This window comes from Varibaculum sp. GTC20041 (assembly GCF_055387755.1).
In genome coordinates this window covers 346,601-360,800 of sequence record NZ_AP041144.1, presented here as the reverse complement: position 1 = coordinate 360,800, position 14,200 = coordinate 346,601, and the positions used below count along the sequence as shown (strand labels likewise).

Sequence of the window (14,200 nt, the reverse complement as noted above, 5' to 3'; positions counted from 1 at the left end):
GTGTATAAATTCGTTGTTTTTTGGGGTTTGATCAGGGGTTATGATGGTTTGAATATGCTTTGAGAGCATATTGTGTGAAGAGTGCTTGTAATCGACCGGTTTGTGGTGTATGCGGAGAAAAACTTGTCAAGAATGGTCGCACGAGTGCTGGCAGGACTCGTTGGCGTTGCCTGGCCTGCGGGGCCTCAACAGTTAAATCACGTCCTGATATTAGTGCTAGAGCCCAAGCGGACTTGTTTATAAAATGGCTGCTAGAAGGCTATTCGATTAAGCAACTCGGGATAGCTAAAACCTCTTTTGCTACTAAAACCGCTTGGTGTTGGAAGGTTAGAGTACCTAAGCCACAAGTTACCGGCGAGATATATGACCAGATCCTTCTTGACGGTATCTACCTTCCCTATAACTGGTGTCTTATCACCGCTACTAACGGCAAACGAATCATTGACTGGCAGTGGTGCCAAAGAGAAAACGCGCCCGCCTACCAAGCATTAATGAACAGACTGCCACCACCACAAGTAGTGGTAACTGATGGCGGGGCAGGCATTAGAAAAGCTCTGCGAAACACTTGGCCTAAAACCCGCGTGCAACGTTGCCTTTTCCATGTTAAAACCAATACCATCACCGACTTGACCCGTAGACCAAAAACTGCCGCTGGAAAGGCACTCCTAGCTCTTACCAACCAGTTATTAACCATCAATACCCCTCAAGAAGCCGCTAACTGGATTAGATTGCTACACCAGTGGCACCAGCTCTACCAAGAGTTCATCAACGAGAAAACCTACAGCACCAACCCCAACGGTAAAACCCACTGGTGGTGGACACACGAACGCTTAAGGAGAGGCTACAAACGCTTAGAAAGACTTTCTAGATCCGAGAACCTATTTACCTATCTAGAGCCCGAATTCGCTAACAACAACATACACCGCACTACCAACCAGCTAGAAGGAGGCATCAACGCCCCCATCCGCCGCCTACTCAACACCCACCGCGGTCTATCCGAGCCCCACATGAAAAAAGCCATCCAATGGCTAATCAACCAAAAATCTATAGACCCCACCGACCCCGTAAAATATCTCACCACCCAGCACAAACACCTAGACCAAGAAAAACTGTCCCAAACACAGCCAAACCCGCCCGCCCCGCCCGAATACGACACCGCCATCGACTACAACCCGGCCTACCAAGACGGATCCCTACACATCCGCAAAGGCTGGGCAGGACACTAAACCAACCCGACACGCCCGAAAAATACACACAATTTGGGTATTAACCCCAAATTCTTAGGTGGGAGGAAAAACTATCCCCCGCCGCTTGCCAACTGAAGGACAATTAAAAAAGTTGTGCCTGGGAGTTAACTCCCAGGCACAACTGAAAAGATTAGAAACTAATCGTTGATTAGTTTACAGATCGATCTTGGTTACACGACCAGAACCAACGGTGCGGCCACCTTCACGAATAGCGAAGCCGAGGCCAACCTCCATAGCGATAGGCTGAATGAGCTCTACCGAGATTTCGGTGGTGTCACCGGGCATAACCATTTCCTTGCCCTCGGGCAGGGTGATAACGCCGGTAACGTCGGTGGTACGGAAGTAGAACTGGGGACGGTAGCCAGAGTAGAAGCTCTTGTGGCGGCCACCTTCGTCCTTCTTCAGAATGTAGACCTGACCTTCAAACTTAGTGTGGGTGGTGATAGAACCGGGAGCAACCACAACCTGGCCGCGCTCAACGTCTTCACGCTTGATACCACGCAGCAACAGACCGGTGTTGTCACCAGCTTCAGCAGTATCCATAGACTTGTGGAAGGTCTCGATACCGGTAACGGTGGTCTTCTGAGGATCGCGAATACCCAGGATTTCCACCTCGGAGTTCAGCGGAAGGGTACCGCGCTCAACACGACCGGTAACCACAGTGCCACGACCGGTAATGGTGAATACGTCCTCAACCGGCATCAAGAAGGGCTTATCCAGATCACGAACCGGTTCCGGAATGTATTCGTCAACCGCTTCCATCAGTTTCTGAACCTGGCCAACCCACTTTTCGTCACCCTCGAGCGCCTTCAAAGCAGACACCTGGATGATCGGGGCGTTATCGCCATCGAAGTCCTGGCTGGACAGCAGGTCGCGGCATTCTTCCTCAACCAGTTCCAGCATTTCTTCGTCGTCAACCATGTCGCACTTGTTCAGAGCAACCAGGATGGCGGGAACGCCCACCTGACGAGCGAGCAGTACGTGCTCACGAGTCTGCGCCATGGGGCCGTCAGTTGCGGCAACCACCAAGATGGCTCCATCCATCTGGGCTGCGCCGGTAATCATGTTCTTGATGTAGTCGGCGTGACCGGGGGCGTCTACGTGTGCGTAGTGACGCTTCTCGGTCTGGTATTCAACGTGGGAAACGTTAATAGTAATCCCGCGTTCACGTTCTTCCGGAGCGTTGTCTACGTCCTCGAAAGGAGTAAATGCATTCAGTTCCGGATAGGTGTCATGCAGCACTTTGGTGATAGCCGCGGTCAAGGTGGTCTTGCCGTGGTCAACGTGCCCAATAGTACCAATGTTAACGTGCGGTTTAGTCCGCTCGTACTTAGCCTTAGCCACTTAATGTCCTCCTGGACTCGGGTAGTTATCTATCGCTTGGTTGTCAAAGTAAAGGTTAACACCCAACGCGAATGATCTCCTACGGGTTTATCTGTGATTTTTAACAAAATAAAAGGCACCCGCGAGGGCTATTCGCCTCGGGTCTTAGCAATGATTTCCTCAGCAACTGAGCGGGGGACCTCATCGTAGCTGTCAAACTGCATCGTGTAAACGGCGCGACCCTGCGTCTTTGAACGCAAGTCGCCCACATACCCAAACATTTCCGACAGCGGAACCTTTGCCCGGACTTCTTTCACTCCATTGACATCGTCCATGGACTGAATAAATCCGCGGCGAGAGGAAAGATCGCCCATCACGTCACCCATGTACTCTTCCGGAGTTCTGACCTCAACGGCCATAATCGGTTCGAGCAATACGGGCTTAGCGCGACGTGCACCCTCCCTCAAAACCATGTTACCGGCAATCTTGAACGCCATTTCCGAAGAGTCAACGTCATGGTAAGCACCATCCGTCAAAGTCGCCTTAATACCGGTTAGCGGGTAACCAGCCAAGACGCCTCCCTCCATGGATTCGCGAATGCCCTGGTCTACCGAAGGAATGTATTCGCGAGGAATACGTCCACCGGTAATCTTGTTTACAAACTCGTATGGTTCTTCCGCATCCGTAGGGAGCGGTTCGAAAGTTACCAGTACCTTTGCGAACTGGCCGGAACCACCGGTCTGCTTCTTGTGAGTGTACTCTACATCCTCGACCGTCTTACGGATGGTTTCGCGGTAGGCAACCATCGGTGCGCCCACGTTTGCTTCCACGTGGAACTCGCGTTTCATCCGGTCTACCAGTACGTCCAGGTGGAGCTCGCCCATACCGCCAATCACGGTCTGGCCGGTCTCGTCATCTAGGCGCACGGTGAAGGTCGGGTCTTCTTCCGCCAGGCGCTGAATGGCGATGCCTAGCTTCTCCTGGTCAGCCTTGGTCTTAGGCTCGATAGCCACGTGAATAACCGGATCCGGGAAGTTCATAGATTCCAAAACTACCGGATGGCCACTGTCACACAAGGTATCGCCAGTGGTGGTGTCTTTCAAACCCACGAAGGCGTAAATGTTACCGGCATGTGCGACCTCAATCGGATTTTCCTTATTGGAGTGCATCTGGAAAATCTTGCCAACGCGCTCTTTCTTATCCTTGGTGGCGTTAGCCAGGTTAGACCCGGCCTTAATCTGCCCAGAATAAATTCGCACGTATGTCAGTTTGCCGTAGAAAGGATGCGCGGCAATCTTAAACGCTAAAGCAGCGAAAGGAGCCTCATTATCCGGAGGACAAAGCACCGTCTTTTCTTCATCGCTGGGTAGATGTCCCTCAAGAGCGGGAACATCCAACGGCGAAGGCAGGTAACGCAAAACGCCATCGAGAACCGGCTGTACACCCTTGTTCTTGAAAGCGCTACCCGCGAACACCGGGTAAATTTCGCTCTTCAAAGTGAGTTCTCGAATACCCGCGATGATCTGTTCGTTGGTAAGCTCCCCGTTTTCCAGGTAAGCCTCCATCAATTCATCGTTAGCTTCCGCGGCCGCGTCAATCAGTTTCTCGCGGTACTCTTCCGCGCGAGCCTGCAGCTCAGCAGGAATCTCGCCGTATTCTAAGATTGCCCCCAAAGTGGGGTCGCCTTCTTTAACCTTACCGCCGGCTTTCTCAGCCTGCTCGGCGCTGAAAGTCTCGGGGAAGTAGATTGCTTTCATTTCCAGCAAATCAACAACCCCTTTAAACTCGGCCTCAGCACCAATCGGCAGTACCATCACTACCGGCTTGGCGTGCAGACGGTCTTCAATAGTCTTAACCGAGTAGTAGAAGTCCGCACCCAGTTTGTCCATCTTATTGACGAAGCAAATACGGGGAACGTCATACTTATCCGCCTGACGCCAAACGGTTTCCGACTGGGGCTCTACGCCCTCTTTGCCGTCGAAAACGGCAACTGCACCGTCGAGGACGCGCAGGGAGCGCTCTACCTCAACAGTAAAGTCAACGTGACCAGGGGTATCAATGATGTTAATCTGCTTACCGTTCCAAAAGCAGGTAGTTGCCGCGGAGGTAATGGTGATTCCGCGTTCTTTTTCCTGTTCCATCCAGTCCATGGTGCCGGCACCATCATGGGTTTCCCCAATCTTGTAGTTGATGCCCGTGTAGTACAGGATGCGTTCAGTTACAGTGGTTTTACCAGCATCAATGTGTGCCATGATGCCGATGTTGCGAACCTGAGATAGGTCAGCAAGCACTTCTAATGCCACAATCGTTCCTTCCGGTTAGGTTTACCAGCGGTAATGAGCGAAGGCCTTGTTGGACTCCGCCATCTTGTGCATATCTTCACGACGCTTCACCGCAGCACCCAAGCCGTTAGAAGCATCCAAAATTTCGTTCATGAGGCGTTCGGTCATGGTTTTTTCGCGACGCTGCCGCGAAAAATCAACCAGCCAACGCAGCGCCAAAGTGGTCGCGCGCGCCGGGCGCACTTCCACCGGAACCTGGTAGGTGGCGCCACCGACACGGCGAGAACGAACCTCTAGAGCAGGACGAACATTTTCTAGAGCTCGTTTGAGCACGCTTACCGGTTCCTGCTCGGTACGTTCACGTACGCCCTCGAGCGCACCGTAAACGATACGTTCCGCCAAAGATTTCTTGCCGTCTAGCAGCACCCGATTGACCAACTGGGTAACAATGGTCGAGTTATAAACCGGATCAACTGCCAAAGGGCGCTTGGGAGCTGGACCTTTACGAGGCATACTACTTCTTCTCCTTCTTCGCGCCGTACTTGGACCGACCTTGGCCACGGTCACGCACACCCTGGGTGTCCAGCGCGCCGCGCACGATGTGGAAACGCACACCGGGCAGATCCTTTACACGTCCACCGCGCACCAGCACAATGGAGTGTTCTTGCAGATTGTGTCCCTCGCCGGGGATGTAAGCGGTCACTTCAATGCCGCTAGACAGGCGAACACGCGCCACTTTCCGCAATGCCGAGTTCGGCTTCTTCGGGGTGGTGGTGTAAACACGAGTGCAAACGCCGCGACGCTGGGGCGAGCCCTTTAGCGCACGAGTTTTACTCTTCGCCTTCTTAGTTGAGCGTCCTTTGCGGACCAACTGTTGGATGGTAGGCACTACTTCTCCTGTTACTTAATGTCAAAACACTTGCCACGCGGTACCAAGATATCAGCCCCGAAAACGGGTATACTGCACCGCCGGGGCCGGCCCGCCAGGTTAAGGCTACACAGGATGCTTGCCTAGGTGGTCAGCGGATCGCGCCTAACTGACTTACCCTTAACGTCCGGAGCTCAACGGAGAAGAGCCCGCGCCAGAAAATCTGGCTAGTTCGGAGCCCGGTATCGCGGGCACCATGTTTAAAGTTAGTCAGCCCCCCTATTGCTGGTCAAACCGGATTAAACAATAACCGCTCTTTTGTGACTGATTACATGTGCAAAGCTAGAGTTCCGGGATCGTTTGCCGATATTACCGGTAGGTTCGTGTCGGCTAGCTTCCTGGCATATTATGGGGAATCGTGCGTCCATCTAGCCTGCCTGTAAACGGAGTTTTACATTACCGCGTCTCCCGGCTAAGCGATCATGAATGCCACTTAGAGCAGGCAATAGGGATTTTAGAGCAAAAGCATCGGCTAGTTTCACCGGAAAGCATTGCCCCGGATACTTTTACCGTTTGGAGCGGGTCGAGGCTCAAGTTAGCTGGTTTAGGAATCGCTTGGCAGGCCGAGTTTAGCGGCGATAATGCTTTTTCTATAGCCGAGGAAGCGTGGCGGGATTTGTGCGAGCAAGCTCAGAATACTGGTGGTAACTCTAGCGACATTTCAGAGGGAAGTACGGGATTCAAGCATACGGAAGCAGGAAAGCTAAACTGGCCGCTAGTTTTGGGCAGTTTCGGATTCACTACCGCTACCCCCTCACTGCTACTAGTGCCGGCTTTAGCGGTAGTTTCCAGCGGCTCTCACACCTGGCTATGGCAAGCTCGCTGGCAGGCAGGGCAAGCAGATTTGCGAGGACGCCGGGAGAATGCACAGGAAGCGGCGAAGCCTACAGCAGCGCATACTGCTCAATCATCCCCGCTATCGCCTTCTAGCCCGGCGCAGGTACTTCGCGAAACGTACCCCCATTTAAAACCAGAAGCCTGGAAGGCGGCAGTCGGGTGCGCGGTAGCAGAAATCCGCGCCGGAAGGGCGGAAAAAATCGTGCTTGCCCGGGATAAAGAAATACGCTTTGACCGCGATGTTTCCTTGACCAGGGTTACCAAATACTTGGCCGACAAATACCCTACTTGCTGGACTTATGCGATTGGTGACCTGGTGGGAGCCAGCCCCGAAATGCTAGCTAGTGTAAATGAAGGGAAGCTGCTGTGTCGCGTCCTCGCAGGCTCCGCCGTTCCTTCCCAGGAACAACGTCTGTTAAACGACCCCAAAGAGCAGTTAGAACATCGTTTAGCGGTACAAAGCGCCCAGGAATCGCTGACCGACCTGAACTTAGATTTACAGGTACCTGCCCCCCGCCTGCTGCACCTGGGATATGTTACCCATTTGGCAACCGATATTACCGCCGAGAACCTTGCAGAACAGGCAGTTACTTCTCTGCGCGCGGCAGCGGCGCTCCATCCCACGGCAGCAGTTTGTGGCAAACCCCGCGAAGTTGCTGCCGAACGCCTGTCCGCCCTCGAAGTTATGGATCGGCGCCGTTACGCCGCCCCAATCGGTTGGATGGACGCTTATGGCGAGGGCGAGTGGGCGATTGCCCTGCGGTGCGCGCAGCGCAACCCTGCTCGCGCTGACACTTACCGACTGATAGCCGGGGCGGGAATCATGGCAGATTCTGATCCCCAGCGCGAACTGGCCGAAACAGAAACCAAAATGTCACCTCTCTACCGCGCCCTCCAGGCGTAAAACTTGGGTCAAAGGGCAGCTAGTTCCCGGCGGATTTCAGATTCTAAAGCGGCACGGCGAGCCCGCAAATCCGGCAAATAAGCATTAATTTCCACGACTTCCCGGCGCGGATTTTCACACAGAATCCTTTTCAGTTCCTCTATGTCATTTGCGCAGCGGTAATCCCAACCCAAACCAGCCGCGAGCAAGGAAAGGTCGAAGTCTTGCGGCGTCAAAAAATAGCGCTCAAAGACTTCCTGGTTTTCCTGTTCGCCATGTTCAAGGGTAGAGAAAATGCGTCCTCCCCCATCGCTGAGCACCAACAGCTGCAAGACCGGAGCAGCCTCCAAAGACCCGGTGAGCAACCCGGTCAAATCATGCAGGCAAGTTAAATCTCCGGCAATCAGCCGCACCGCCCGCCCGGTTCCGGAAGCAAGTCCCAAGGCAGTCGCGATATTTCCATCGATCCCTGCCAAGCCGCGATTCGCGCAATAGGTAATCCCCCGATCTCCCCGCGCCGCCAAGTCGAAAGCACGAATCGTATTAGAGGCACCGAGCATAGTCAGCGGAGGAGCACCGGCAGCACTCACCTGCTTATCGTCTAGCTGGGCAGGTATGCTCTCACCGCTGCCTACAGCGCCGCTATCCAGGAGATTATCCGCGCCGTTTAAAGCTTTTTTAGCCTTCGTTCCACTGTCCCGAGCTGAATCAGGGTCACGGTTAACCCACGCGTCATACACATCCTCATAAATACGGGCGAAAGCGTAGGGATCGATCCCCATTTCCAGTTCCCGCAGGCTACCTTCTAGTTCCGGAGCGCTTTCGGGAAGGGACATACGGAGGCGGTGGGCAGCTTCATTCTCGCCGTGTTTCTCTTCACCGGCGGTAGCAAAACCGAGATTAGTTATTTTTTCCGAGGGCGTAACCGGTATATCCTTCGCTACCTGCGGCAATTCTCGGGGTTCGATCGCCGCGTAGTTGGCGTTTTGCCACACGGTTACCGCCCGTCGATCAACACCTGTACGGTAGGCGCGTTCAACCGCTTGCGCTGCCTGGCGCCATCGCGTCAACCAGGCAGGGCTAGCAGCCGCGGGAAAAACGGAATCTACCTGCGCGGTAGTGGTAGGAACATATTTACCGGTGAGATTAGTTTTCGCTCCTAAACTAGGCAAACGGTAGATGAGAATATCTTCCCGGGAAAGCAACGCACTTATCGGACGCGACAAAGTGGCATGACCAGCTATAATCACCTGCTCTATTTCATTGGCGAAGGCAGGAAGCACCTGCGGAGCATGCGCGATCTGCACCGCGTTGCCCGGTTTCAGGGTAACTGTTGGTTCCGCCAACACCGGGAGCCCCCAACTTTGCGCTGCCCGCGTCACCTGCGGGGGACATTGATCGGCCAAAACCATCACGGTTTTTGCGTTTTTTCGGGGAGGTTCACCCTCACCATCCGCAACTATCTGATTTTTCCAAGATGACTGCGAGGAGGGCGCGCTTTGCCCTTGCTCTAAGGTAAGAGCTTGCAGCTCGGGGGGAATCTGCCAAGTATTTGAAGTCACCAGGGGCGGAGCGAAACACAAATTGATATGTAGCGGGCAGCGCTGCCCGCGTCCGCCCTCCCCGGGTCCTCCGGTCTGAGCGAGAGCTGCATTCAAACGGTCTTTTACTAGTGGCAGGGCGTCCTCGCTAGCGTCGATGTCTAATGCCACCGGGCAGGCAGTCCCAAAAATCCCTTCCTGCCAGGTAGTTTGGTTCGCTCCGGTACCGCGAGCGCTGCGGGGACGATCAGCGCTCAAGGCAATCAGCGGGATACCGCAGTGGAAAGCCTCCAGCAATCCAGCATGCAACTCCGCCACTGCTGTCCCCGAAGTGACCACCAGGGCTACCGGATTGTAAGCTGCGTCCTCGTCTTTATAGATACCGGATTTGGCCAGTCCCAGCGCAAAGAAAGCAGCAGAACGCTCATCCAAGCGCACATGGGTACGCACCACCCTCGCCTGTTCTAACGCTGCCAAAGCATAGGTTAGGGGCGCAGAACGAGAACCCGGACAAATCACGAAATCACGCACTCCGGCACGCACTAACTCGCTGACCACTAGTCGCGCTAAGGAGGTAGCGGATTCTAGGTGCCCTCCAGCCAGGTTAGGGGATTGATTATTTTGGGAGCTGCGAGAAGGCGTGGAGGGAAAAGAAACGTCGCTCACCGACTAGCTACCTCCGCTACGTCCCGCATCCGCTGACTCCAACGGTTAACCAGATCTCGGCGGTTATCGTTGTCAGGGGCATTAATTAAGTCGGAGTTTATTTCTACTTCCCGTACCTCTAGTTGACCGGCACGTACTTGCCAGGGCTGGCGGGAAACATCGGATTTGAGTAGCTGGCTGGTGGCCAGGCCACAGGCATGGGGAAGCCGGGGAATTGCGGCTGCGGCGTGCACCCCTAATCCGATACCGATGGCACTATCGACTGCGGAAGAAACCACCACTTCCATCCCGCGTTCATTAGCTTTTTTCGCCAAATCAATAACCGCTGACACTCCCCCGAGGGGCTGGATTTTCACAACCATCACATCCGCGCAGCCTGCCGGCAAATCGGCGAGTGGATCTGGGGAGCGGCGAATCAGCTCATCAACCGCGAGTGGCACCGAAGTTGCGTCTCGCAATTCCAGTAGTTCCCGGGCGCTCTTGCAGGGCTGCTCTACATATTCCAATCCTCCAGCTGCCTCGTCTAAGGCCGCTATTGCCTCCTTGGCTTCCGCCAGGTTCCACGCGCCATTAGCATCTACCCGGATCCGGCAGTCCCGGCCGAATTGATTTTCGAGGGCAGCGTGCACCGCTTTTACACGCTCCACATCACCGGCAAGTTCAGTGCCCCGATCTGCTACTTTAACCTTCGCAGTCCGACAGCCTCCGCTTTGCTCCACAATTTCCGCGGCGCGTCTAGGCGACACCACTGGCACGGTCACGTTCACCGGTACGCTGTCTCGCAGCGGATCGGGCAACGCCTCGGTCAATGCGTTAACCGCTGACCACAGCCATCGTTTCGATTCGTGCGGTCCATAATCCCAAAAAGGCGCGAATTCGCCCCAACGGTTACCAGAACGCAACAGCACACCCTCACGCACAATTATGCGGCGGAAGCGGTTGACCAGCGGCAAAGAATACACTAGTGCCTGGTCGATGTCGATCGCGGGAAACTCAGAGTTTTCAAATAGTTTACCGAGGTCACTAACTTGTACCTGCGGTACCTCCACTAGCATCGGGTCGCTTATGTTTCCTGCCATCACATTGTCCTTGTTTTTTCGAATCCTGCTATTTACACAAGTAGCACTTGACCTGGCACTGACCGGTTAACTCTACCGCTTCCTATTGTCGGCCTATCTGCGTCAAAAAACCTAATAGTAGTAGGGGAAAGGTGTCCAATCCGGTTCCCGATGCTCCAAAAAGGCACGCCGCCCCTCCTCGGCCTCATCGGTGCTATAGGCCAGGCGAGTTGCCTCCCCGGCGAATAGCTGTTGCCCCAGTAAACCGTCATCTGCCAGGTTAAATGCATATTTCAGCATCCGGATCGCCTGCGGGGATTTGCGAGCGATAGTCAGTGCCCACTCGAGCGCCACGGCCTCTAGCTGGAGATGCGGCACTGCCGCATTGATAACTCCCCAATCTTCGGCTTGCTGGGCATCGTAGGTGTTCGCCAGATAAAAGATTTGCCGCGCACGTTTGTCGCCAACCTGTCGCGCCAGTAGCGCAGAACCGTATCCGGCATCAAAGGAGCCTACATTCGCGTCGGTTTGTTTAAAACGGGCATGCTCTACGCTGGCCAGCGCCAAGTCGCACACCACTACCAGGGAGTGGCCACCTCCGGCTGCCCACCCGGGAACCGACGCGATCACCGGTTTCGGCATCGCGCGAATCAAGCGCTGGACTTCCAGAATGTGCAGGCGTCCGGTACGTGCCAAATCCAGGTTTTGGCGGCGCTGGGAAACTTCTGCATCCGGATTGGCGCCCTCCTGTTCGTAACGATATCCACCTCGATCTCGAATCCGCTGGTCACCGCCAGAACAAAAGCTATAGCCTCCATCAGAATCGCTCGGACCGTTCCCGGTGAGGATTATCGCTGCCACATCGGCGGCGCTGCGCCCGTATTCCAGACACCTCAGCAGTTCATCTACGGTATGGGGACGAAAAGCATTGCGCACCTGCGGGCGGTCAAAGGCAATCCGTAAAACCGGAAGTTTCGCCTCATTTTTCCCGCTATCAGCCAATTCGGTAGCCACTAAGTCGGTTATTTCATAGCGATCCCGCCCCGGTTTATAGGGCTTTTTAGGCTCTTTCAATTCGGACGAGGACGCGGTAGCGAGGGCATCCACCCCTCCTGCTTTCACTACCGCTCGGTGAAAGGTCAGGTCAGTTAGCTTTTCAAAGCCGGGAACTGGAATCCAACGCTGCGCGTCGAAAGTATCAGAAACATGTGCAAGCTGGCTCATACCCCCACCCTACCCCGAGCGCGCGTTTGCCAAGTTTCCCCTAAGTCAGTCCACGCAGGCAAGAAGTTTTTGCTCCTGCAGTATTCCGCGCGGAGCCCAGGCTTTTCCTCCCGCCCAAGAATTCGGAAAACGTAGCGGCGTTTTCCAAATTTTGCGCCCACCGCACCTACTCGGATAAAACCCGGGCTCCACGCTCGCTGACATCGCATCCGTAAGGGATACCCGCAGAACAGGGGTCTCGCGAGATACGCAATGAGCGTGCAGGGGTGGGCGCGGGGGAGAAGTTTTTCCTCCTGCCCAAAAATTTGGAAAACGTAGCGGCGTTTTCCAAATTTTGCGCCCACCTAGCCTGCTCGGATAAAACTTCTCCCCCACGCAAGGGACACAGCTGGTACAAGATTTCCGCAAGGTACGTACTGAGCGTGCAGGGGCGGATTTATGCCGCAGGGTAGGCTTCGGGCACTAAATCCGTGAAAATGCCAGAGCATTTTCCGGATTTCGGGGCGCGAGGCAAAATCCGCCCCTGCACGCGGAAGCGAGGAAAAACCCAGGATCTGCGCTTGAATCAGGATGGCGGGAACTGGCGATAGACTGGGCAGTAACGTTTATTTACGGAGGTTGACTTTGCGCATTGTTCCCCCACCGAGTGCCGAGGCTCGGGCAGCCAGTGAAATTTTAGCTCCTCAGGAGGGCAATGGCGCTAAAGGTTTCCAGAGTGGAGAACAAGAACCTGCTCCGCAACTTGTCTGGTTGCAAAGCGAACTGGATGCAGAGAAGAAACTGGGAGAAGAAACCGAGGACTCTATCCCGCGTCCACTGATTTTCTTGCCAGTATCCGATAATCCTGCGCGCGATACCTTATTCTTTACCGCGCTACGCACCGCCCTCTGGCCGGATAGTTTCACTTCCCTACCCACTATTGATTTATCCGCGGTTGCCGTGCCAGCTAAACCGTTTTTCGCGTTAAGGATTCTGGCCGATTACCACCCAATATTTTTCCCGGCACGCACCGAGCATCTTTCTCCCTCATGGGCGCTGAGGCAAGCACAGCGTCTGCGCCGCCTCCCTAGCCAGGTCAGTTTTATCCTTTCCACCTCGGGGTCTACGAAACCCGGAGGGCGCCTGGTGGGAATATCTGTGGAGGCTTTGCAGGCTTCCCATCGGGCGACCGCGCAGCGTCTGGGAGGAAACGGTATCTGGGTGTCAGCACTTCCTAGGGATCATATCGCCGGTTTCCAGGTGATTGCTCGCGCCTATGCGGGCGGAACTGAACCGGTAACTATCGATATGACCGGCGGTTTTAAGCTCTCTCGACTCCGGGAGGCACTGCAAAACATTTTCGCGGATAACGTTCCCGTCTATCTGTCGCTGGTTCCCACTCAGCTGCGTCGCGCCCTTGCCGATCCCAAAACTACTGCAGCTTTGCAGATATGCTCTGCGATCCTGGTAGGGGGAGCCCATATTTCCTCCTCACTACTTTCCGCTGGACGCGCGGCTGGGTTAAATCTGGTCACCACCTACGGGATGACCGAAACTTGCGGAGGCTGTGTCTATGACGGCATGCCGCTGCCCGGAGTTACCGTTGCGGTCAACGAGGGCAGAATTTGGCTGGCTACCCCCACTTTGATGAGCGGCTATTTGGAGGCAGAATCGGATCCAGAAATCCGCGAGTTTTCCAGTACCAGCTGGCTAGCCACCAACGATACTGGCAGGATAGTTTTTGCAGACGAGAATGAGGGCATTAAAGCGGAGAAGAATGAGCTCTGGGATAGGGCTGTCATTATCGACATGTCCAGCCCTGCCCATTTGAAAGTGCTCGGACGCCTGGATGACACCATTATTTCTGGGGGGGAAAATATCTCTTTACCGCTGGTTACCCACACTGCCGAACAGGTGGGTTTTCCCGGGTTAGAGTTTTGCGCCCTCAAGGATGAGGAATGGGGGCAGATACTTTGCGCTGTTTTTTCTTCTGTCAGTTTGCCTACTGCCGAACCCACCGCTACTCCCGACCTTGCCCAGTTAGGCTACGAACTGCGTGAATCCCTTAGAGAGCACTTGCCGTCCTCGCATCTGCCTCGCGCGGCGGCTCTGCTCCCTCACTTTCCTGAGCTACCCAGCGGAAAACTGGATCGCCGCGCCCTAGAAGAAGCCGTTCGCGTCCTCGATAAACAAAATCGCACCTGGCGCAAATAGATAGCGGCGACGAGGAAA

10 protein-coding genes are annotated in these 14,200 nt (G+C 54.7%); 3 read left to right on the top strand and 7 right to left on the bottom strand.

Annotated features, from left to right (window positions below; all coding sequences use genetic code 11):
* The first annotated feature begins 74 nt into the window (after positions 1–74).
* Positions 75–1,226: an IS1249 family transposase gene (locus ACZ5BI_RS01410; protein WP_464895789.1), complete on the top strand. Its 1,152-nt coding sequence runs from the start codon at positions 75–77 to the stop codon at positions 1,224–1,226.
* Positions 1,227–1,400: 174 nt separating this feature from the next.
* Here ACZ5BI_RS01410 and tuf read toward each other — a convergent pair whose 3' ends face one another.
* The 4 genes from tuf to rpsL all read right to left on the bottom strand — a co-directional run bounded on the left by tuf (position 1,401) and on the right by rpsL (position 5,741).
* A complete protein-coding gene (tuf, locus tag ACZ5BI_RS01405; protein ID WP_024059455.1) occupies positions 1,401–2,591 on the bottom strand; it encodes an elongation factor Tu in 1,191 nt (396 codons plus the stop codon).
* A gap of 128 nt (positions 2,592–2,719) precedes the next feature.
* Complete coding sequence (gene fusA, locus ACZ5BI_RS01400; RefSeq protein WP_464896463.1) at positions 2,720–4,873, bottom strand: elongation factor G; 2,154 nt, start codon at positions 4,871–4,873, stop codon at positions 2,720–2,722.
* A 21-nt stretch (positions 4,874–4,894) separates the two neighbouring features.
* Positions 4,895–5,365, bottom strand: a complete 471-nt coding sequence (gene rpsG, locus ACZ5BI_RS01395) for a 30S ribosomal protein S7 (protein WP_022864283.1) — start codon at positions 5,363–5,365, stop codon at positions 4,895–4,897.
* Between the two features lies 1 nt (position 5,366).
* The gene (rpsL, locus tag ACZ5BI_RS01390; protein WP_022864284.1) at positions 5,367–5,741 is read right to left on the bottom strand and encodes a 30S ribosomal protein S12; all 375 of its coding nucleotides are present in this window, start codon (positions 5,739–5,741) and stop codon (positions 5,367–5,369) included.
* Between the two features lie 397 nt (positions 5,742–6,138).
* On the opposite strand from rpsL, the gene ACZ5BI_RS01385 reads away from it, so the two are divergent.
* Positions 6,139–7,521 carry an isochorismate synthase gene (locus ACZ5BI_RS01385; RefSeq protein ID WP_316691022.1) on the top strand — a complete coding sequence of 461 codons (1,383 nt, stop codon included), beginning with the start codon at positions 6,139–6,141 and terminating at the stop codon, positions 7,519–7,521.
* Positions 7,522–7,529: 8 nt separating this feature from the next.
* Here ACZ5BI_RS01385 and ACZ5BI_RS01380 read toward each other — a convergent pair whose 3' ends face one another.
* The 3 genes from ACZ5BI_RS01380 to ACZ5BI_RS01370 form a co-directional block, all read right to left on the bottom strand.
* Positions 7,530–9,707: a thiamine pyrophosphate-binding protein gene (locus ACZ5BI_RS01380; protein ID WP_464896462.1), complete on the bottom strand. Its 2,178-nt coding sequence runs from the start codon at positions 9,705–9,707 to the stop codon at positions 7,530–7,532.
* Positions 9,704–10,786 (bottom strand): o-succinylbenzoate synthase, encoded by a 1,083-nt coding sequence (locus ACZ5BI_RS01375; RefSeq protein WP_278613024.1) that lies wholly within the window; start codon positions 10,784–10,786, stop codon positions 9,704–9,706. Before ACZ5BI_RS01375 ends, ACZ5BI_RS01380 begins: the two co-directional genes overlap by 4 nt.
* A gap of 111 nt (positions 10,787–10,897) precedes the next feature.
* The gene (locus ACZ5BI_RS01370) at positions 10,898–11,989 is read right to left on the bottom strand and encodes a 1,4-dihydroxy-2-naphthoyl-CoA synthase (protein WP_464896461.1); all 1,092 of its coding nucleotides are present in this window, start codon (positions 11,987–11,989) and stop codon (positions 10,898–10,900) included.
* Between the two features lie 618 nt (positions 11,990–12,607).
* Between ACZ5BI_RS01370 and ACZ5BI_RS01365 the strand changes: the two genes are divergently transcribed.
* The gene (locus tag ACZ5BI_RS01365; RefSeq protein ID WP_464896460.1) at positions 12,608–14,182 is read left to right on the top strand and encodes an AMP-binding protein; all 1,575 of its coding nucleotides are present in this window, start codon (positions 12,608–12,610) and stop codon (positions 14,180–14,182) included.
* Positions 14,183–14,200 lie beyond the last annotated feature (18 nt).

Coding starts and splice junctions, on each gene's coding strand:
- ACZ5BI_RS01375 (WP_278613024.1), bottom strand. CDS start 10,786: ATGGCAGGAAACATAAGCGACCCGATGCTAGTGGAGGTACCGCAGGTA.
- rpsG (WP_022864283.1), bottom strand. CDS start 5,365: ATGCCTCGTAAAGGTCCAGCTCCCAAGCGCCCTTTGGCAGTTGATCCG.
- ACZ5BI_RS01370 (WP_464896461.1), bottom strand. CDS start 11,989: ATGAGCCAGCTTGCACATGTTTCTGATACTTTCGACGCGCAGCGTTGG.